The 22,212-nt window shown below is 43.4% G+C and carries 16 protein-coding genes; 10 read left to right on the forward strand and 6 right to left on the reverse strand.

The annotated features are described in order from the left end of the window. Nucleotides 1-57: 57 nt before the first annotated feature. Entirely contained in the window at nucleotides 58-798 is a 741-nt protein-coding gene (locus ABKW31_RS07410; RefSeq protein WP_348615681.1) for a glutaredoxin, read from the forward strand. A 300-nt stretch (nucleotides 799-1,098) separates the two neighbouring features. Next, on the forward strand, nucleotides 1,099-2,535 hold the full coding sequence (locus tag ABKW31_RS07415; RefSeq protein ID WP_348615682.1) for an aminotransferase class V-fold PLP-dependent enzyme: 1,437 nt from the start codon (nucleotides 1,099-1,101) through the stop codon (nucleotides 2,533-2,535). 200 nt (nucleotides 2,536-2,735) lie between these two features. On the opposite strand, the gene ABKW31_RS07420 is transcribed toward ABKW31_RS07415, so the two are convergent. Next, entirely contained in the window at nucleotides 2,736-4,472 is a 1,737-nt protein-coding gene (locus ABKW31_RS07420; protein ID WP_348615683.1) for a gamma-glutamyltransferase family protein, read from the reverse strand. Nucleotides 4,473-5,011: 539 nt separating this feature from the next. Here ABKW31_RS07420 and ABKW31_RS07425 point away from each other — a divergent pair. The 4 genes from ABKW31_RS07425 to ppsA all read left to right on the forward strand — a co-directional run bounded on the left by ABKW31_RS07425 (nucleotide 5,012) and on the right by ppsA (nucleotide 12,002). Further along, on the forward strand, nucleotides 5,012-7,321 hold the full coding sequence (locus ABKW31_RS07425; protein WP_348615684.1) for a TonB-dependent receptor: 2,310 nt from the start codon (nucleotides 5,012-5,014) through the stop codon (nucleotides 7,319-7,321). 19 nt (nucleotides 7,322-7,340) lie between these two features. After that, nucleotides 7,341-8,021: a Fe2+-dependent dioxygenase gene (locus ABKW31_RS07430; protein WP_348615685.1), complete on the forward strand. Its 681-nt coding sequence runs from the start codon at nucleotides 7,341-7,343 to the stop codon at nucleotides 8,019-8,021. A 362-nt stretch (nucleotides 8,022-8,383) separates the two neighbouring features. Further along, nucleotides 8,384-9,247 carry a TlpA disulfide reductase family protein gene (locus ABKW31_RS07435; RefSeq protein WP_348615686.1) on the forward strand — a complete coding sequence of 288 codons (864 nt, stop codon included), beginning with the start codon at nucleotides 8,384-8,386 and terminating at the stop codon, nucleotides 9,245-9,247. Between the two features lie 328 nt (nucleotides 9,248-9,575). Continuing rightward, nucleotides 9,576-12,002 carry a phosphoenolpyruvate synthase gene (ppsA, locus tag ABKW31_RS07440; protein ID WP_348615687.1) on the forward strand — a complete coding sequence of 809 codons (2,427 nt, stop codon included), beginning with the start codon at nucleotides 9,576-9,578 and terminating at the stop codon, nucleotides 12,000-12,002. Nucleotides 12,003-12,103: 101 nt separating this feature from the next. Here the strand turns inward: ppsA and ABKW31_RS07445 are convergent, their stop codons facing one another. From ABKW31_RS07445 to ABKW31_RS07455, 3 genes are all read right to left on the reverse strand, one after another. After that, nucleotides 12,104-12,613 carry a cytochrome b/b6 domain-containing protein gene (locus tag ABKW31_RS07445; protein WP_348615688.1) on the reverse strand — a complete coding sequence of 170 codons (510 nt, stop codon included), beginning with the start codon at nucleotides 12,611-12,613 and terminating at the stop codon, nucleotides 12,104-12,106. Nucleotides 12,614-12,642: 29 nt separating this feature from the next. Then, nucleotides 12,643-12,921, reverse strand: coding sequence for a PepSY domain-containing protein (locus ABKW31_RS07450; RefSeq protein WP_348615689.1), 279 nt, complete (start codon nucleotides 12,919-12,921; stop codon nucleotides 12,643-12,645). 89 nt (nucleotides 12,922-13,010) lie between these two features. Then, entirely contained in the window at nucleotides 13,011-13,286 is a 276-nt protein-coding gene (locus tag ABKW31_RS07455) for a metal/formaldehyde-sensitive transcriptional repressor (protein WP_348615690.1), read from the reverse strand. Between the two features lie 75 nt (nucleotides 13,287-13,361). Between ABKW31_RS07455 and dmeF the strand changes: the two genes are divergently transcribed. From dmeF to ABKW31_RS07475, 4 genes are all read left to right on the forward strand, one after another. Then, nucleotides 13,362-14,321, forward strand: a complete 960-nt coding sequence (dmeF, locus tag ABKW31_RS07460; RefSeq protein ID WP_348615691.1) for a CDF family Co(II)/Ni(II) efflux transporter DmeF — start codon at nucleotides 13,362-13,364, stop codon at nucleotides 14,319-14,321. A 49-nt stretch (nucleotides 14,322-14,370) separates the two neighbouring features. Then, on the forward strand, nucleotides 14,371-14,949 hold the full coding sequence (locus ABKW31_RS07465; RefSeq protein WP_348615692.1) for a manganese efflux pump MntP family protein: 579 nt from the start codon (nucleotides 14,371-14,373) through the stop codon (nucleotides 14,947-14,949). 247 nt (nucleotides 14,950-15,196) lie between these two features. Continuing rightward, nucleotides 15,197-16,243: an NAD(P)-dependent alcohol dehydrogenase gene (locus ABKW31_RS07470; protein WP_348615693.1), complete on the forward strand. Its 1,047-nt coding sequence runs from the start codon at nucleotides 15,197-15,199 to the stop codon at nucleotides 16,241-16,243. Between the two features lie 526 nt (nucleotides 16,244-16,769). After that, nucleotides 16,770-18,965 carry a sulfatase-like hydrolase/transferase gene (locus ABKW31_RS07475; protein WP_348615695.1) on the forward strand — a complete coding sequence of 732 codons (2,196 nt, stop codon included), beginning with the start codon at nucleotides 16,770-16,772 and terminating at the stop codon, nucleotides 18,963-18,965. Between the two features lie 176 nt (nucleotides 18,966-19,141). Here ABKW31_RS07475 and ABKW31_RS07480 read toward each other — a convergent pair whose 3' ends face one another. Together ABKW31_RS07480 and ABKW31_RS07485 are read right to left on the reverse strand one after the other, a co-directional pair. Then, nucleotides 19,142-20,158: a formylglycine-generating enzyme family protein gene (locus tag ABKW31_RS07480; RefSeq protein WP_348615697.1), complete on the reverse strand. Its 1,017-nt coding sequence runs from the start codon at nucleotides 20,156-20,158 to the stop codon at nucleotides 19,142-19,144. A 170-nt stretch (nucleotides 20,159-20,328) separates the two neighbouring features. Continuing rightward, nucleotides 20,329-21,750 carry a wax ester/triacylglycerol synthase family O-acyltransferase gene (locus tag ABKW31_RS07485; RefSeq protein ID WP_348615698.1) on the reverse strand — a complete coding sequence of 474 codons (1,422 nt, stop codon included), beginning with the start codon at nucleotides 21,748-21,750 and terminating at the stop codon, nucleotides 20,329-20,331. Nucleotides 21,751-22,212 lie beyond the last annotated feature (462 nt).

Here is a 22,212-nt window from a genome sequence, read left to right on the forward strand (position 1 = left end):
TTAAGCCAAGCAAGGTAAACCGACTTTGACATTGCAGATAAAACACAGGAGATAAAAATGAGTAAGCAAGCCATTTTACACCGCATGGTGACCGACCAGCATATTTGTCCTTTCGGATTACGCTCTAAAGATTTACTCGAACGCCAAGGTTACGAAGTTGAAGATCATAAACTGAGCTCTCGCACCGAAACAGACAAGTTCAAAGAGCAACATAAGGTCAAAACTACCCCGCAAACCTTTATTGATGACAAGCGCATTGGTGGTTACGACGACCTGCGCGAGTTTTTTGGTATGGACAAAGCTGGCCAAAACGGCACGACTTATACGCCCGTAATTGCGATTTTTAGCATAGCAGCTTTAATGACCTTAGCTATTCAATTCTCGGCACAGGCAACATTTATTTCGGCGCGCACACTATTGCTATTTATCGCCGTATCCATGGTCATGTTAGCCCTGCAAAAACTAAAAGACTTATTTGGTTTTACCAACTCATTTATTACTTACGACCTACTAGCTATGCGCAATATTCGTTATGGCTACCTGTATCCCTTCCTAGAGGCCTATGCGGGTATTGGCATGATTGCAGGAATGTCAGCCATTTGGGTTGCGCCTATTTCATTGTTTATTGGCAGCGTCGGCGCAATCTCAGTTTATAAAGCGGTTTACATCGACAAACGTGAACTAAAATGTGCCTGTGTAGGTGGCGATAGCCAAGTCCCTTTGGGTTTTGTATCGTTGAGTGAAAATTTATTTATGATAGGCGGTGGTCTAATAATGATGTTGATGCAAAACACTTAGTTGAAGTTGCCTAGCAGTCTTATTGACAAAGTATCCTTAATGTTCGCTTAAAAATACTGCTTTGCTGAGCTCTAGTGAGTGAGATTTTTCTGGTTTTTGATGTCAAGTGCTTATAAAAACGTAAAACCGAATTATAGACAATTCTACCCCAACCGGATAAAGAGGTTTATTATTTTTATAAAAATAAAGATAATAGAAAAATAAACCCTTAAACTGGGTTATTTAGAGTAAAAACAAAACTTAATTCTAGCAACTCGCTTGTATCATAGTTGCAAATAAACCAATCAGTGACCCCCTACCATGCACAGCACCGGCGAGTTATTAAATCCACTTGGTCAGATGGCTAGCGACCATGAATTTTGGGGAAAAATCGCCAGCCAAATCGTATTTGATCCTAAGGATCAAAACCGTGTTTATGCAGACTGGACCGCGAGTGGACGTTTGTTTCGCCCTATTGAAGATCGGATTACCAATATGGCCGGCGGCTTAATGGCCAATACTCACACCGAAGACAGCTATACAGGTCGTGTAATGACAACGTGGTTACACGAAGCTGAAAAGCATATTAAAAACCACGTAAATGCCTCTAGTGATGATGTATTGCTAAATGTCGGAAACGGCATGACTGGAGCGTTAGCAAAGCTCATGCGGATAATGGGATGGTGGTGTCATGAACAACATCGTGAAGCTGTTTTAGCAACGATGAGTCAAAAACCCTTGGTCTATATCACGCATCGCGAACACCATAGTAACCAAACGATGTGGCTAGAAAGCTTAGTCGAGTTGCGTATGATCCCAGCGCTAGAAGGCGATGAAATAGATCTAAGTTGGTTGGCGCAAGACTTAATCAAAGAGCACAATCGCACAATTAAATTTGCCTCTATCACCGCGGCTTCCAATGTTACTGGTATAAAAACACCGTATCGAGATATTGCAAAGATGATGCACGCCTCCGGTGGATATTGTTTTGTCGATTTTGCAGCGTCTGGTCCTTACGTGACTATGGATATGCATCCCGCTGACAACGAATGGCTTGATGCAATATTTTTCTCCCCCCACAAATTTTTAGGTGGCCCAGGGTCTTCTGGTGTACTGGTGTTTAATAATTCGCTCTACCAAAACAAAGTGCCAGAACAACCTGGCGGCGGCACAGTGCTTTGGACTAATCCTTGGGGTAAACATCGCTTTATTGCGAATATCGAACAACGTGAAAGTGGCGGTACACCGGGTATTTTGCAAACATTAAAAACGGCTTTAGCCATCAAACTCAAAGAAGAAATGGGTGTTGATCGTATTGAGGAGCGTGAACACTTTTTGAATAAAATCATGTTTAGCCGCTTAGAAAACATGCACGGAGTGCGAATTTTGTCAGATCAGCATAAGGACAGACTCAGCATTTTCTCGATTGTATTTGAGAACGTCGATTATAAGACGGCCGTTCAGCGTTTGAGCAATGAACATCAAGTTGAAACACGCGGTGGTTGTGCTTGTGCCGGAACCTATGGTCATCATTTGTTAGGCATCGATTATTGTGCGTCGCAAGCCATTACCGACCTGCTTGATGATGAGCGACAGGACTTAAAACCCGGTTGGGTAAGGGTAAGTTTGCATCCGTGCATGAGCGAAGCGAACGTAAATAAGATCGCCGACGCTATTCAAGCCGTGGCTGCTGGTCTTAAAAGTAATACGACTGCAATGCCCAAAGCCGATTCTTTATGGGGTGAATTACTGTCATAAATGCTTGTTGGTTAGTGGTAAAAAATGCCATGTAGCAGTCAATATTAAGGCTGGACTTAGTGCTGTTCGGCTCTAAAGGGCCTCCTACAAAAGAATTCCCTCTCTTTTGTAGGAGGCCCTTCAAAACTCCATGCCACATCAACTAACTAATGCTCCGCTCGGATAGCATCCGTTGCGGAGAACCCTCAATAAAAAACCACTCACAAACTACCAATAACTCCCTCTCGGCGTTTATCTGCGGCGCCTTCTAGGGTGCCATCTGGTTTACGTAAAATAACACTTAAACCTGAATTTTCACCGCGTGACGCATCTACATTGAGACCAAAATCTTGTAGCGCTTTAATTAAAGAATCAGAGCTTGCGTCTTTTTCCATTCGCACTACATCACCGCGAGCGACCATATTTGGCAAGTCAACGGCCTCTTGTGGGCTGAGTCCCCAGTCAAATACTCCTACTAATGTTTTCGCGGTGTAAGCGATAATATTGTTGCCACCAGGCGAACCGGTAGCCATTAAAAATTGCCCCTTGTCATCTAGAACAATGCTTGGTGACATCGATGAACGCGGCTTTTTATTGGGGGCAACAGCATTGGCTATAGGTAAACCTTGCTTATCGGTATGCTGAAAGGAGAAATCGGTTAACTGATTATTGAGAAACATACCGCCAACCATACGCGTGGTGCCAAAAATACTCTCAACCGTTGCGGTCATTGATACCACATCACCCTGTGCATCTACGATCACAAAGTGGGTAGTGCCGTGCACATCTTGGGTCGCGTCTATACCACTAATCTGAGTGGTTGTGGTGCCATTATATTGCCAAGGGTCACCAGCTGTGATGTTCAACAGTGCTTTGTCGGTGGTCAGTGTAGCGGCGCGTTTGGCTAAATAATCAGGATTGAGCAAACCTTTTAAGGGCACATCAATTTGTCGATTGTCAGCGACATATTGATCTCTATCAGCGTAAGCCAATTGTTGTGCTTGGGCAAAAAGCGCCCAGTTTTTAGGATCTGCAGCGCCTAAGTCGGAGAAACCATAACTGTTTTCTATAATACCTAAAATCATACCCACTGCCAGCCAAGACGAAGGCGGTGGTGGTCCACATACCTGAACCTTTTTATAAGGCTGGCATAGAGCCTTATGTTTAACAGCTTGATAACTAGCAATATCTGCGGCGGTAAGTCGGCCTGCTCGCGGCTCACGTTGAACCATTTCTGCGATTGCCGCGGCGATTGGTCCTTTATAAAATGCACTTACATCTTCAGCTACAATTTTTAAGGTTTTAACATACTCTGGATTTTTTAGTACATGTCCCACTGGATAGGGCTGGCCATTTTCGTCAAAAAAATACTCGTATGCATCAATTGGCCCTTCCTCGGGGGTCTTAGGAATATATTTACCGTAATTATCTAACATACCGTATAAGCGGGGAGAAATATTAAAGCCATCTGTTGCCAATTGTTCGGCGCGCTTAAATAAGTTCTTCCACTCTAATATCCCCTGATCTTTATGAGCCAGCGATAGCATGGCCAATACACCCGGTGCACCAGTCGATAATCCACTGTTTTTAGCGTTCAGATAAGCCATAGGGGTATTATCATCCAGCAAAAACATATCGGCAGTTGCGGCGGCTGGAGCCGTTTCACGACCATCATAAACCGATATTTCATTTTCTGATGCGTCAAAGTGAACCATAAACCCACCACCCGCCAATCCCGAACTTTGAGGTTCAACTAAGCTAAGCACTGCCTCAATTGCGATGGCTGCATCAACCGCAGAGCCACCAGCCCGTAAGATTTCTAAACCCGCTGCAGTCGCAAGAGGATTAGCCGTTACCACCATGGCCTGGGACTTTTTTTCTTCTACCGCTACTTTATCACTTGAACATGCCGAAACACTGAGCAAGACAAACAGATACACAAACACGTTTCGATTCATATGAAATGGCCTATTCATTATAATTATTGATATTTACATCAGATACAGCTCACATTGCCTGTGGAATATCAGCAACTTACCTAAGCTATTTTTATCTTACCGATTTATAGGTTTTAAACAAATGAATCACTTAAAAAAAACAAGTACCAAAACCAAAGCCTTTGAAATACAAACTACCCAGCGGATAGTAAAACAGCCTATTTGACAAACAAAATTTGGGGTAAGAGCTTAATGGATTTAGAATTTTAAGTCGTTTTATTAACAATACATTGCTTTTTTTTCTCTCTGAGCGAAGCCTCTGTGCAGCGAAACACTCAGCGGTGAAACGTCTTGCTCTTAGCTTAATCTGTAAGCGCCCAGTAACTGTTGTTCAGTCGTGAATTCCCCCTCACCCAATACCAAATCCGCCAATCAAATCTCCAGAAAGTTAATATTTGAACCCTTAATCTAAATGATAATAATTATCATTTGCAATGCGTTTTAGTTTTAATTATGCTTTTAATACTTAAAGACAACACACATTGAGTTAGGAGAACACGATGAAAAAAACGAATAAGCATAAAAATGACAACTTGGGCTCTAAGGCCTTGGCTATTGCCTTTACCTTCGCGGCAGTTTCTGTGCAAGCGAATGAAACAGAATGTGAAAACGGCAACACACTTCCAAACACTGAATGCAAAGCACAAAGCAAAGAAATCGAGATAGTAGAAGTATTCGGAATGGCTCAGTCTCCGTATCGAGCACTAAAGTCAGGGGATGTTCGTCACTTAGCTGAACTTGCTGACACTCCGCAAACAATATCAGTATTAACACAAAGACAAATTCTCGAATCGGGTAAGTCAGATCTTAAAGAAATTTTAGCCACTCAATCTGGTGTCACAATAGGTACGGGCGAAAATGGTAATGCCTTTGGCGACCGTTATGTTATCCGTGGTCATGAAGCGCGTAGCGATATATTTGTAGACGGTTTACGTGACCCAGGCATGACGACCCGTGAAAGTTTTGCCACCGAACAGGTTGAAATAACCAAGGGCCCAAGTTCGACCTTTGCAGGTCGTGGCTCTTCGGGCGGTGCCGTAAACAGCATTACCAAGCAAGCTTCTCCAGATTACGACTTCAACCGTTTAGATAGCAGTATTGGTACAGACGAACATTATCGCATTGTCGTTGATTCTAACGTGGCAATCAGTAACGAAACGGCTCTGCGCTTGAATGTGTTGCAAGCAAGTGAAGATGCGCCAAACCGTGAAGGCATAAAAAGCACTCGCCAAGGTTTGTTGCTTTCAGCTTACATCGAACCCACAGCAAAGCTTAATTTTGTAGCCGATGCGTATTATTTAAATGCTGAAGATGTGCCTGATATGGGCAGCTATTTTAATAGAACTACCCGTAAACCGGTCGAAGGTATTCCGGTTTATGCCCAAAAAGAAGATTTTTTAGATACAGAAGTAAAAGCCTTAACATTGCGTACTAATTACGAAATCAATGAAAACATGCGCTTTTACAATGCCACACGTTGGGGCAAAACAGCTAACGGTTATATCACCACAGGGATAGGCGCAGCCACGAGAGATACCAGCGACCCCATTGCACCTGGAGCTGCAACCTTGCGTTTAAGCACTCACCAAGGTTGGCAAGAGATTGATTATATCGCCAGTCAATTTAACTTTTTTTGGGACAACACCATTTGGGGCTTGAAAAACAAATGGGTACTCGGGGCTGAATTCAGTCAAGAATCAGTGGATAACGGCGTTTACGATATCGCCTATCTAGGTGATTCAAACTGCCGTCTTGCTGGCCGACGTGGCGTAAGTGACGGCTATTGTGTTAACGCTAGCGACGCCAACCTGCAAAGTGTTACACAGCGCACTTTTCTAAAGGGTGCTAAAGACGCACAAATGGATGTTAAAACCCAAGCCTTCTACATAATAAATACCCTAGCCTTAACCAAAGAGTTTGATGTGTTTTTTGGCTTACGGGCAGACTCCTTTGACTATGATAATACTGTGGGCGCTGGTGCAAACGAACAAGCTTATGACTATTCAGATACTCTCACCAATGGTCACCTCGGACTTGTTTACAATATTAACGAAGAAGCCAATGTTTATCTCACTTATAGCACCGCAACCAATATCAATGGCGGCGAATCTGATGTAGGGGGCAGTTGTGGTTATGGCGGATTATGTGGTGACCCTAGTCAAGTTCAACGCTCAGATCCTGAACGGGTCGAAAACATTGAGCTAGGCAGTAAATGGGAATTATTCGATGATAAATTGCTCGCCACCGCTGCCTGGTTTCAAATCACCAAAAGTGATGTTATGGAGAGTATTGGAGATGATGACTACGCCTCTATTGGCACCCTAAATACTGGCAAAAACCGAGTTAAAGGTCTAGAACTTTCATTGTCAGGCGCCATTACAGAAGAACTCAGTGTACAAATGAGTGCGGCACTTATGGACTCCCAGATATTAGAGTCTTATGTCGATACATCTGTAGGTTTAGTCCTGAGCAATTTTGCCGACAAATCCTTGTATTTACAGTTGCGTTACCAGCCAAATGAAACTTTCGCCTTTGGCACATCCTTTACGTATAAAAGTGAAATGTTCGGCGGCCAACCCGACAGCGCAGCCGGTTATGATGCAGACGCTGGTCAATACAGCATCGTAGTGCCTAGCTATAACGTGATTGATTTGTTCGCCAATTACTATTATTCGGATAGCCTTAATTTTCGTTTGAATATTGGTAATGTGACAGACAATGAATATTGGACTGCGGCTTATCGCTCAGGCACATTTATGTACCTCGGTGAAGCACGTAATGTCCGAGCCACCGCCAGTTGGAAATTTTAACTTAAAAGGAGTACTCACCTTGGTCATTATTGAAGCATTAATTAGCCCACAACAAGTGGCAGAATATACCAAAATACTGACCAAGGTAGGCTGGGGAAATGGTACAAAAACAGCGATGGGCATGGCGGCCGATGTAAAACGTAACTCACAGGCAGAGCCAACAGATCCTCATGTTATGGCCTTAGCTAACAATTTATTAGCCAGAATGGGGGAACATGCAAGCTTGGTATCGGCCGTATTACCCCATAAAATATTTCCACCTTGTTTTAATCGTTACGTCAAAAGTGAAACCTATGGTTACCATGTGGACGCCTCCATTATGCGCCTGCCCAATAGCCAAGAGGTCATGCGCAGCGATGACTCCATGACCTTATTTTTAAGCTCACCCGAGGACTATGAAGGTGGAGAACTACTGATATCTACTGATTTTGGCGAGCAAAAAGTCAAACTCAAAGCGGGCGATGCAGTGGTTTACCCTTCAAGTTCCTTGCACCGCGTCACCCCCGTGACTAAAGGAACTCGTTTAGCGGCAATCACGTGGATGCAAAGCTTGATTCCCAACCCAGTCACTCGTCAATCTTTGTTCGAATTCGACAAAGTTATTCAAGATATTGCACAAAATGATGACATTGACCGCAATAAACTCGATAGGCTACACAATGTTTACCACAACCTCGTTAGACAACATTCAGTAGTTTAAATACGACAACACAGCTCCGTCCTTCGACTCTTATCTAAGGGCCGGCGACAAAAAAATTAACTAGCCTTTATAGAATTTGGGGTATAACAGATATTGTTAACTAGAAAGCCCTTTTCAACTAATACCAAATCATAAAACTATCTATATATTGTGAAGAAATTTTAGCTACACCTATATTTTGTTTGTTTACCAAAAGGAGATGGGTTTGATACTTCGCTAAGCTTAAAGCCAGCATAACTCTCTATTAACCAGTTTTAAAGACTGTGTACCTTAGCCCTTAAAACATGTGTAATATCGCAATATTCGCTTAAGCTGTTACTACCTCTTTGGTGCTTAATGACAACACTAGATAAATACACCCTATGTTAAGTATATCCATCGGACCTTTTGCCCTGTCAGTGTCACTTTTTATTAATATCATCGGCATTATCGTATTCTGGGCCACAACACATTGGCTTACGCGAAAAAGTCCTGAAAAAAAGCAAGCTGTTGATGCAATTTTTACTGCCGTATGGATCGGATTTATATTCGCCCGTCTAGCCTTTGTCCTGACCTTGTGGACTGAATATGAGGCGGATTGGTGGCAGATTTTTAATCTTCGAGATGGTGGGTTTATTCCTTATTATGGTTGGATTGCGAGTGTTTTTATTCTTATTGTCGCGTCTAGTCGCAAACGTAAAATAAGCCAAGTCTATTTAAAAGCCGGTATAGTTGTACTGTGCTTAATCGGACCGCTAAAATATGCCGTCTTCTTATATAACACTGAAGTTGGCCTGCCGCAGTTCCCCGTGCGCAATAGTATTGGCGAAAAAATTAGTCTGCAAACATTTAAAGGAAAACCACTGGTCATCAATTATTGGGCTACGTGGTGCCCACCTTGTCGCAAAGAAATGCCAGTTTTACAAGCAGCTCAGCAACAACACGCTAAGGTGACATTTTTGTTTGTAAATCAAGGAGAAGATAGTTCAACAGTCAGTGAGTTTTTGCAGTCACAAGGCTTAGAGCTAGATAATGTTTTTTATGATCCCGCCAGTCAATTAAGTCGAGAGTCAGGTGCAGCTGGTTTACCCACTACACTTTTCTTCGATGCCTCGGGCAAGCTGGTTGCAAATCGCATGGGCGAACTGTCGCAAGCAAGCCTTGCGTATTATCTACAACAAATCGACACCAACCAAAATAACATTCAAAATGAAGATAATTCTCGGGGGCAGACTACCGTTAAATAATATAAAGCGATACTTTGAATTCACCTCTTTTACCAATTCCCCTTAGCTAGCAACCGCGTGCTAAACCGTGCAATAGTAATTACTGCGTTCTTGTTGGGTAAACTTGATCCAAGACAACACTCGCCTAGATTTTCTGCTGTATCTTTAAATTATTCAATTCGCAGTAACTTTGCCATTTAGGCGCTACATGAGAAGCGCAATATTCTTGGTTATTTGCCAATTGTTTGGGAGCGCACCGACAGCCTTGTTTCCTTGGCTTATGTTTGGTGTTTTGCTCTGCAGTGACGCTTGCAGACAACCTTAATTCAATTCACAAATGGGTGTTGATATGTCAAACAAATATATTCGTTGGTTTGAAGAAGTAGGTATGGACGATGTGGCCCAAGTGGGCGGCAAAAACGCGTCACTTGGCGAGATGTTCCAACAACTCACCGCCCAAGGTGTGAGAGTACCCAATGGTTTTGCTGTTACCGCCGAGGCCTACCGTGAAGTACTAGATGCTAACAAGGCGTGGCCAAAACTGCATGAGGCCCTTGATGGGCTTAAGCCCGACAATGTGAAGGATTTACAGGCGCGCGGTGCCAAGGCCAGAGCCATTGTTGCTGCCTGCGAATTACCGCAAGACTTACAAGACGAAATCATCGCCCACTATGTCAAACTGAAAGAACAATATGGCGATGATGTATCGCTGGCAGTGCGCTCTTCAGCAACGGCGGAGGATTCGCCCGAAGCCTCGTTTGCGGGCCAAAACGACACCTACTTAAATATCAGCAGTGACGAAGCCTTGCTTGATGCTTATCGTCGTTGTTTGGAATCTAATTTCACTGACCGCTCTATTCATTACAAGTACGATAACAACTTTGATTACTTCAAAGTGGACTTATGTGTGGTGATCATGAAGATGGTGCGCAGTGATATTGGCGCTAGCGGCGTGATGTTTTCACTGGATACCGAAACGGGTTTTAAGGATGTGGTTTTTATCAACGCCGCCTTAGGCTTAGGCGAAAACATCGTGCAAGGCACCATCGATCCAGACAGTTTTTATGTACACAAGCCCACCTTCGACAAAGGTTTTAGGGCGGTACTCAAACGCCGCTTGGGTAAAAAAGAATTAAAGATGATTTTTGCCGACACTCTTAATACCGACAGCATTGCCGTTGAATATACCTGTAACGTCCCAACCAACACCGCAGAACAAGGGCATTTTTGCATCACTGACGAAGATGTCATGGTGCTTGCTGACTATGCAATTAAAGTAGAAAAACATTATTCGAAACAAAAAGGCCAACACAAACCCATGGATATGGAATGGGCTAAAGACGGTCTTGATGGCCATATCTACATGGTGCAAGCACGGCCCGAAACCGTTGAATCGCAAAGGTCGGGGAATGTGTTAAAGATCTACCATCTTAACGGCTCCTCGGCTGTGTTGGCCAAAGGTCAGGCCGTTGGCACTCGGATTGGCGCGGGCAAAGTCCGGGTGATCAATGATGTGAAAAATTTAAGTGACTTCCAAGCGGGCGAAGTACTGGTGACCGACACCACCACCCCAGATTGGGAGCCCGTGATGAAAACCGCCGCAGCGATTGTAACAAACCACGGCGGCCGGACCTGCCATGCAGCGATTGTTTCCCGTGAACTGGGTATTCCCGCTATCGTGGGTACTGACAATGGCGCCGATATTCTAGTTAACGGCCAAGAAATTACCGTGAGCTGCGCCGAAGGCGAGATCGGTAAAGTCTATGAAGGCATGCTTGAGTTTAATATTGAAGAAACGGATCTTAGCGATCTGGCCCACACAAAAACTAAAATTATGATGAACTTGGGGAATCCTGATCAGGCCTTTGGTCTGGCATCACTGCCCGTTGACGGCATTGGCTTGGCGCGCATGGAATTCATCATTAACGAATACATTAAAGCCCATCCCATGGCCCTTATTCACCCTGAAAAACTCGATGACGAAACCCGTCAATCTATAGCGGATATCAGCCGAGCCTTTGCAGATCCAGTAGACTTTTTTGTGAAAACTTTAGCTGAAGGTGTAGCTACTATCGCCGCTGCGGTGTATCCCAAGCCATGCGTAGTGCGCCTGAGTGATTTTAAAAGTAACGAATACGCCACCTTACTGGGCGGCGCCCCCTTTGAGCCGGTTGAATCTAACCCCATGATTGGCTTTCGTGGTGCGGCCCGTTACAGTCATCCCGCGTATGCAGAAGGTTTTGCTTTAGAGTGCGCGGCGATGAAACGCGTGCGTGATGACATGGGCTTTGATAATGTTATTTTGATGATCCCCTTTTGCCGCCGTATTGTAGAAGGCGAAAAAGCCTTGGCAGTGATGGCGCAAAACGGCCTTAAGCGCGGCGAGAACGGACTAGAAATCTATGTGATGTGCGAAATACCTAATAACGTTATTTTGATCGATGAATTCGCCAAATTATTTGATGGGTTTTCGATTGGCTCTAACGATTTAACCCAACTTACCTTAGGCGTAGACCGCGATTCTGAAATCGTCGCTTTTGATTTTGATGAGCGCGATGCGGGGGTTAAACAGATGATCAAACTGGCGGTTGAGGGCGCACGGCGCAACAACAAACATTCAGGTATTTGTGGGCAAGCCCCTTCAGACTATCCTGAGATAGCGGAGTTTTTGGTACAAATTGGCATTGATTCAATCAGCCTCACCCCAGACACGGTACTAAAAACCATTCGCCAAGTGCTTGAACTTGAAAAGAACATGTCGCCAAGCGAAAAATAAAAAACGCAGGGTTAGTGAGTTATTTTAAGCACTTTGGTATCAATAAGGGCAGACACCTTAATAATATAAGGACTGCTCTTATTACCATTTATCAAGGCGGGCTATTCTTTGCTATCATTTGACTTGCGATAGCCGGTCAACATGCTTGAATAAAGCGCTACCTTGCCACGGTAACCCACCACAAAAACAGCCAATATATGCAAGCATACACAAACAAAAAGCGCATCTCCAGCCAGCGAGTGGATGCTTTCCACCAGATCACTACCGAAAAACCTATCCGTTTCTTCCAGTAAAAATCCGCTGGTTGCTAGCGTAGTAAATAGCGCAAAAATGACAAAAATCATTAACCAGCCAAAAGGGTTATGCCCTTCATTGATTGGTAAGTTACCCTGCAATAAATGTTGAGTATGGGCCCGAAAGGATTTAGCTGATAGGTCAACATGATTGAAACCAGCAAAACCTTTGGTTTTTAGCCCATAAATTAGTCGGATAAACACCACTGAAACAGCCAAATAACCGATGATCTGATGGGGCTCAGAACTAGGGTCTAAAATAAAATAATTGACCACAAAAAATCCTGCTAACAACCAATGCAAGACGCGAATGAACACATTCCATATATAGACCCTATTGCTTGGCACTACTCTATTTCTTCCTTAACTTTTTCACCGGTAACGGGATTGAAATAAATCTCTACTTTTTGGCCTTCTTGGTTGTAGCCATAGATTTCATAACATTGACCTTCGGTTACCTTAAATTTATTGATTGTGTAACCTTGAACCACCAATTGAGCCTGAAACTCAGCTTGGTCCATCCAACTTGTCGCCGGCTCACTAGTACAAACAGTCTCAGACTTAACTCCACAACCACCCAGTAATAGCGCAGTGGAAGACACTAACAACATAACGATTTTTTTCATTCTCATTTCCTTTTTTAAGTTGTGATTTCCAATAAAACAGTAGCATAGGTATTAGCTCAATAAAATATCCACCACAGGCTAAGCCTGACTTATTTTAGGTAAGATTTTAAGATCAAAATTAAAGCTTCGTTTTCATCCGCTCTTTGTTCGTCACTCATATCTGCTTGGCCGATATGCAGTCTTATATGGTCTTCAAGTATCTTATTCATGAGGCCATTCACCGCCCCGCGGATTGCAGCGACTTGTTGTAATATCGCTATACAATCTGGTTCTTGCTCTAGGGCTCTTTCTAATGCGTTTGTTTGACCGCGGATTTTTTTTATTCTGGTGAGTAAGGCCGTTTTGTTTTTTTCTATATGTGCCATCGTTACTCCAATTGTTTCAAATACTATACTGGGGTATAGTACATTAAAATAATTCATTAATTAAGAGATAACGGAATGCGCGAGCATGCAGCCGAAAAATGGAGTCATTCTCACCATTTTGCTATCGACACTGCCCAGTCTGAAAAGAAAGTGACTATCGTATTTGCGATAACCACTGTAACGATGGTCTTAGAGATTGTTGCTGGAACCTGGTTTGGCTCAATGGCATTGTTAGCAGATGGCTGGCATATGTTTACCCACTCAGCCGCTTTTGCTGTTTCGATTTTTGTTTATTGGTATTCACGCAAACATCGTAATAATCGCGCTTACTCTTTTGGCGTAGGTAAGGTCAATACGCTGGGCGGATTTGCCAGTGCGGTGGCGCTAGGCACGGTTGCACTCATGATGATTATAGAGTCTGTCGGACGGCTATTTTCACCTCAAGCGATACGCTTTGATGAAGCAATCGGCGTAGCGATAATTGGCCTTATCGTTAATATTGTCTCGGCCTTTCTGCTGCACGATGGCCACCACCATGCTCATCATCATGAACATAGTCACGATAATCATCAACACAACGAAGAACACAATCATGAAGAGCATAGCCACCATCATCACGACCATAATTTAAAAGCGGCTTATTTTCATGTCTTAGCTGACACACTCACATCGGTGTTTGCTATCGTAGCTCTAGTCGCGGGCAATTATTTTGATTGGCTGTGGGCAGATGCTCTAATGGGTATTGTCGGCGCTATTATCATCTCTAAATGGGCTTATAATCTGTTGATAGACAGCAGTGACATATTACTGGATAAGGCGGCAAACGAATCAACCGCGAATAAAATAGTCGCGTGTGCAGAAGAAGATGGTGTGACAGTAGTCACCGATTTACATTTTTGGAAACTATCGAGCAAACACCTTAGTGCCATTGTTGCTGTTGCAACACCACTAGACAAAACACCAGATGATTTTAAAGCTATTATTTGCCGTGATGTTGATATTTCCCACCTCACTGTCGAAGTGAATAAAATCTAATTTTTATTTGAGCACCTAAACCTCATATCTATCTAAAGGATCGTTATACATGAGCATATTTGCTTTAGTTCTTATCGCGTTTGCCATGTCTAGCGACGCGTTTGCCGCTTCAATTAGCAAAGGTGTGCAACTCAAAAGTCCACGATTTATCAATGCGCTAAAAATGGGCTTAATATTTGGTGTCGTTGAAGGCATAACCCCTATCATCGGGTGGGCAATAGGGTCGGCGGGGTCGGCATATGTGCAGGAAATCGATCATTGGATAGCATTTACCCTGTTATTTTTATTGGGTTTACATATGGTATATGTAAGTTTCAAACAGGAAGATGAAGAAATCGCGGCTAATCCAGTCAGCCAAAAACGCGCGCTGGCGACAACGATTTTAACTGCGCTAGGCACCAGTATCGACGCTATGACGGTGGGTGTCACATTTGCATTTTTAGAGGTAAACATCTTTATCGCCGCTTTATTGATTGGGCTAGCCACTGGGCTAATGGTAACTATTGGCGCGCTACTCGGCACTAGCTTGGGGGCCATTGTCGGCAAAAGGGCCGAAGCCTTTGGCGGCATTATTCTTATGCTTATCGGCTCATGGATTTTATATTCACATCTGAGCGCCGCCTTGTAATGAATGTTTTTCAGTAAGAAAGCGTTTACTTATATGCGGGTGAACTGTTACCCACAAGCCAAATTTAGTGCGCCACTTCAGCGCTTCCCTCAGGATTATCACCCTTAGGCGCCAAGCAAATAATACTAACTATTGTGCTCTACTATTGATTTGACAAACGCAGCGACTGGGCCATGATAATGTGGAAGTTTAAATAACATCGTATTTTTGCGCCTGTATTTAGGCACCTTATTTAAGGATAACGTCAATGCAAACTAAAGCTTATGCGGCATATGACAGTACCGAACCACTCAAATCGTTTAATTTTGAACGTCGTGACCTTAAAGCGACCGATGTTCATATCGATATTGCCTATTGCGGGGTATGCCACAGTGATATTCACATGGCTCATAACGACTGGGGCATGACGGTTTATCCTATGGTGCCAGGGCATGAAATTATCGGCAGAGTGAAACAAGTGGGCACAGAGGTAACTAACTTTAAAGTTGGCGAACTGGTAGGTGTTGGCTGTATGGTCGACTCATGTAGGCAGTGTCAACCTTGCAAAGACCATTTAGAGCAGCACTGTGAAAAAGGCATGACCATGACTTACGGCAGTCCTGATGCACATATGCCTGGTAGTTTTACCCAAGGTGGTTACTCTTCGCAGATTGTAGTGGATAAAGATTTTGTATTAAAAGTGTCTGAAAAGCTGGATATCAAGGCTTTAGCTCCGCTGCTTTGTGCAGGGATCACCACCTATTCACCGCTTCGTCAGTGGAATATTAAAGCCGGTGATAAAGTCGGCGTAATTGGTTTGGGTGGTTTGGGCCATATGGGTGTTAAATTTGCCGCCGCCATGGGTGCCCATTTAGTGATGAACACAACGTCGCCCGCCAAAGGTGAAGATGCTAAACGTTTAGGTGCCGCTGAAGTATTGGTGTCTTCTGATGAAAAACAAATGCAAGCACAAGCAGGCAGTTTTGACTTTTTGCTCGATACCATACCGGTTGCTCACAGCTTTGATCCTTACATTCCACTATTAAAATTTGGTAAGACCCTGGCAACCGTTGGCGCCACGCCTTCTGACATGCACACTATGGGCTTAGTATTTGGTAGAAAGATTATCACCGGCTCGTTAATTGGCGGCATTAAAGAAACCCAAGAAATGCTCGATTTTTGTGCCGAGCATAATATTGTCTCTGATGTTGAGTTGATCAACATACAAGATATTAACCAAGCCTATGAGCGTGTAATGAAATCGGATGTTAAGTATCGCTTTGTGATTGATATGCAGTCACTGCAACAAGCATAAAATAACACGCACTTGATAATCAGGAGGATGCATTCGTATCCTCCGTTTTTTAATATTGTAATATAAGTATTGAGTTGCCTCACTGCCCCCCTCTATCGCTTGCCTAAATTGAAGTTTGAAAACGGAGCTGTGTATTTAGCTTCGAATCATCAGAGGCATTCTTTGAGAAATAATATTTAAAATCTCGACAATGGGACAGGTAAAAAAAAGCATAACCGGCATGACTGCGCCTTTAGATATGATGCCTTCAAAGCACCTCTGTCAACTGCCACCGTTAAGCAGTGACTGAAGCTAGTGTGAAATAAATACTTCGCAAAAGTTATCGACATTACAAAACAATTCAATTAATTTCTGCATCTCTGTTGCATCTTAGGGCTCGACTCTATGCATCGAAAGATGCCCATATTGAAACAACCATTTAATCAATTTTTTTAAACCACGTCCGGCTTAATTCTTGCTGTTTTATGCTCTAATCATTCACCGCTTGAAAAGCTCTCGTACAATCTAGTCAAAAGGACTCTTTAGTATGCTACGGCATTTAATGTTGATGATGTTGGTGTTGTCATTTTGTATTCAGGCAGCAGACCAAAAACCACAAAATATTGTTATTATTTTGGCTGATGATCTTGGTTGGAATGACACAAACATTTTTCAACAAAGTCAATTTCTTGAGACACCTAATATTAACGCGCTTGCTGCAAGAGGCATGGTGTTCAGTCACGCTTATACCAATAGCCCTTTGTGTTCGCCAACTCGGGCTTCCATATTGACAGGGCAAACACCAGCAAGGCATGGCTCCACAACGCCAAACCACCATTTGCCATTAGTAAGACTCATACCAACCTTAAACGCCTCTGCCGAAACAAATAAGAAGTCGATTGTCCCCCAAACGGTGACTCGCTTGGATACCAGTCTCCCCACCTTATCAGCAATACTGAAAGCCCATAATTATCATACTGCTCATTTCGGCAAATGGCATCTTGGCGCAAGTCCTTATAGTCCATTGGAACATGGTTTTGAGCTTGATATTCCGCATTTTGATGGCCCAGGCCCCATCAGTGGATTTCTTGCACCTTGGAGTTTTGCCCCCAACCTGCAACCCCAGCAGGCTGGAGAACATATTGATATTCGACTCGCCCAAGAAGCAAAAAATTGGATACTGGAGATAAAGGATAATGGGCCATTCTTTTTAAATTTTTGGGCATTTTCCGTCCATGCGCCCTTTAATGCTGACCCAGCAGTAGTTGAGTATTTTACCACCAAACGTTCTGCTTATCACAGTCAACGCAGTGCGACTTATGCTGCAATGATCAAACAGTTTGATGACGCAGTAGGTATACTATGGGAGGCCTTAGTTGAGGCTAAAGTAGCAGATGATACCATCATCATTTTTACCTCAGATAATGGTGGTAACATGTATGACGTGCTGGGCACCATTCATGCTACCAGTAACTTTCCACTTCGAGGCGGAAAAGCCACGCAATACGATGGCGGCCTAAGAGTGCCCACAGCCATTATTTGGCCCGGTATTACTAAGCCAAACACCCTAAGTAATACCCCAATACAATCAGTAGATTTTTTCCCAACCTTACTAAATGGCATGAATTTAACATGGCCATCAACGCATATTGTTGACGGTCGCGATATTCGACCATTATTGCAGGGCGATGCCCAAAACTCGATGCCCATTTTTTCTTTTTATCCGGCAGAACCCAGAGTGCCTGATTGGTTACCGCCCTCGGCTACCGTTATGCAAGACGGTTGGAAACTGATACGCACCTTTCATTATGGAAAAAATGAGGGCCATCTTTATCAACTGTTTAATCTCAACGCCGATCCATCCGAATTAATTAATGTTGCTGATGAACATGCTGATAAAGTTGGCGCGCTTGATGCTCTCTTAGAATCTCACCTAATCGACAGTCAAGCCGTGGTTCCCAGCGTTAATCCAAACTATCGCGCAGGTGCATTTAACTATGAGTCGATGGGCAAAGCAAAAGAACAATACCTATTAGCGGAAGAAAAAATCCAAGTTAATTTCAATTTTGAGTTAGTCACTGACAAACAAGTAGTTGATACTGGAGAAACGGTAAGCCTCACATACCAACTGACTAATGCAAGTAATTCAGCATCAGTGACTTACCAACAATTTATGGGACCAAGGGTAACACTAGCGAAAAATGGCAATACCTTAAGTTTTGTAGTCCCAGAAGTGACTCAAGCAGAATATATTGCGATCTCATTTATTGCGAAGGATGGAGAACAAACACTTAGAAAACAATTTGCAGTGCGCATCAATCCAACCCAAGTTGCACCGAGTTTAGCAATTTCCCAAATTACTCAACAAATTACAAAAGGAAGTACAGTCAATTTTAACATTACCGCCACTGACGCCAATAAAGACTACATACGCTTAGATATAACTAGCGAAGATTTGCCGGCCAATTCACTCAGTGAGCCGCCAACCCTTGGTAATTATACGGTTCAAATTCCATCTGACTATGCGGCATCATCAATAACATTAGTGTTTAGTGCCAATGACACTTACCAGACTACACAACAATTAATTACGCTTAATATTTCGCCATCACAAGCCAATACTGGTGACAATTCTGCTCCCTCTGGAGGGGGAGGCAGTATTAGTTTTACTATCTCACTCTTTGCTGCTTGGGTCTTTTGGCTAAGAAGATGGAGGGATGCGATAACCATAGCTAATTCATAGCGACTTAGCCTCAGGTAAACCAAGTAGACTATCAATGTGTTTATTGCGAGACTGATACCAAGAAATAAACATTCAGATGCTAAAAACGAGGCAAGTAATCATTGAGTACAAGAAACTAGCGATCCCAAAAACTAACGGCAGGTAAATGAAACAGATTTATGCCATCACAACATTGATCATGCATCTCTCACGGTCCTAAAGCCAATATGACTAGTCCCTAAACCGGTGTCTTGCGCCTGTCTAGCAGCAGGTCGGTAGCGCATACAAAAATCACTAGCACACAAATATGAGCCTCCTTTGATAACCCCCACCGGTACTCCTGGCTGCCTCTCATCAAATCCAGTTACAGGTAAATTATCCGGTAAATTGGCAGGGGCAAAATGTCGAGGATAGTAAGTTGTTTGAGTCCACTCCCACACATTTCCGATCAAATCGTGCAAACCATAAGGATTTTGTGGATAACAACCGACAGGTGCTAACCCTACATAGCCGTCTTCCGCAGTATCATTAAATGGAAAAATCCCTTGCCAGGTATTGGCAATGTGTTGCCCGTTTTCAGTCAGTGAATTCCCGGAGACAAACTGTTTGCCAGCTAAGCCGCCTCTGCTGGCAAACTCGAATTCTGCTTCGGTTGGCAGTCGATGTCCTTTCCAGTTGGCATAAGAAACAGCGTCTTCATAAGCTATGTGGATAACAGGGTAGAAATCTTTGTCTTGAATATTGCTACTCGGTCCTTGCGGATGTTGCCAGCTGGCTCCCTCTACAAAGTGCCACCAATTCATAAATGTCGCAGCCTCAACTGCCTGCGACAATTTGACAAATACTGCGGAGCCGGGCTTTAACTGCTCAGGAGGTATATTAGGATAGTGTTTAGCATTAGGTATTCTTTCAGCCACGGTAACATAGTTAGTCGCCGCAACGAACTCAGTAAACTCCAAATTAGTTACCTCGTGAATACTCATATAAAAGCTCTTCACGCTTGTGTTCACAACAGGAGTTTCTTCTGGATACATTGCACCGGCCCCCATACTAAAAGTCCCGCCTTGTACCAACACCATATCAAATTGTGACGAACACGCTTTTAAGTTTCCTGCCTGTTCTAAGTCAAATATCTGATTTTTCACTAGCTGATGACACAAAAACAGTAAAAAAATAATAGTCAAACCGATTATGCAAAGTTTTTTAGTTTTCATGCTATTCCTGCGACGACTCACCTACAAACACAACCGAGTAGCATAAACGCTAACATTTATCTGTTAAATACACAGTGATTTTAGCGGATCGAGCACCGCTAGCAGCCCGATCAAAGCTTGCTTTAATATGCTTATTTGACACACCCCCTTTATCCATAACTACGATTAAATCAGGGCTTATGAGATAGCGCTTTTTTCTTCTCTTGTAATAAACCTTGCATATAAATCCCGCCCTTAATGCCGTCTACTGCAGCTTCGATATAGTCGGCTAGTACGTTCACATCTGGGATAGTGTCGCGGCAGGCCATGAGTCCAAAGTCAATGGAGTCACGATAACTCACCACGGTAATGTTCAGTGATTGGCCGTCTATTAATACCGAAAGGGGATAGGTTGACTTAAGCTCAGCCTGACCAAAATAAAGGGACCGGCGTGGTCCAGGTACGTTAGATACTGTCACATTAGCTGCAGGTGGAATTAAGCTGGTCATATTGAGCTGATTCATTACGGCCACTAGGCCCTGAGCAATCACCGCAAAGTTGGTAGCCGCATCGGCGGACACATCACCCAATTCTTTCTTGGCATCTATCGTAGAGGCAGCAATTTTTGCCAGTCGGGTCATGGTATCCGGCTCGTTGGTGGCCAAATTTGCGATCACATAGGTAATTTGGTTGCCAGAGCGATTCACCTGACGCACCGACACGGGCACAGAGGCAATAAGGGACTTTTTTGGTAAGGCATTTTTTTCTTGCATATACTTACGTAGAGCACCGGAGCATAGGGCAAGAATAATATCATTTACCGTTGCTCCCGCCTCTTTGCCCAGGGCTTTGATTTCTGACAGAGGCAGAGATTTGACCGCAAAGCGGCGAGCACCGGTGATAGGCACGTTGAATATGGATTTGGGCGCACTAAAGGGCACCGGCGAGGAATTATTACTTATACCTACCGCTTTTAGACCCTGGCTCATAAACATTTTCGACAGATCTTGTACCATCTTGGCACCGCTACTTACTTCTCCTATCATTTTGTTAGTTTTGGCCAATAAGCCTAAGGAGTCATTTCCAGCAGATTTACGATATTTTTGCATGCCGCTCCAAGGCGCTTTCACTTCTTCATTGGGCGATAAACTAAAACAATTCTCCATAATTTCTATCCCCCCCATACCGTCAATGGCAGCGTGGTGCATCTTCATGTAGAGGGCAAACTGATTGTTCTCCAGTCCTTCAATTAAATGAAATTCCCATAAAGGCCGCTCACGATTAAGAAGCCGGCTATGTAAGCGTGAGACCAGCTCCAGTAAATCAGCCATGGTGCCAGGCTTCGGCAAAGCCGAATGCCTAACATGGTAATGAATGTCAAAATTCTCATCGGCTACCCAGCTGGGTAAGGCAGCACTGTGCACTGAACTGAGTTTTTGGTTAAAAGGTGGGCCAGCAGGCTGTCGCTCTAGTTGCTCGATTAAGTCACGAGTAAAATTTCCCTGATAATCCTCAGGAATATCAAACATTGTCAGACTGGCTACATTGACTGGGGTACGTTGCTTTTCTAAGGACAAAAAGGCGAGATCGAGAGCGTTGAGTTTATTTGACATAATATTTTAAATCTTACCCTGAGCCTGAAATTTCAATAGCCCAGTTTTACCCGAGATGAAGGCTTTTGCAATTGAAAAAAAAAACCGGGTCAGCGTCAAATAAAGCTAGCCATAAAAAATCGCCAACAAAAAATGAGCCTGTATAAAATTATAGGTTAGTTAAATTGTCACTGCCCCCTTTATTCATAAACACAAATGCTTAAGTTTCAGTGTAAAAAACTGACACTGCTGACACTTGGAGGGCAATAAGGCTGCAATCTTTAAGGGAGAAAGGACCGTCATTAATATTTCTTTACCATCGCAGTGATCGCTGATCCTTAAGCACTATGGTGTAAACACTACGGTTTAAGCACTTTTGCTTTATAATGACCTGGGCTATCTTGGATGAATTAGAAAGAAGGTCTGGCTAACTTTGCGCTAATTGTCATTCTGATAATATCATTCAAGTCGCTTCATCGCTCA

This window comes from Paraglaciecola sp. 25GB23A, assembly GCF_040012495.1.
Taxonomy (GTDB): Bacteria; Pseudomonadota; Gammaproteobacteria; order Enterobacterales; family Alteromonadaceae; genus Paraglaciecola.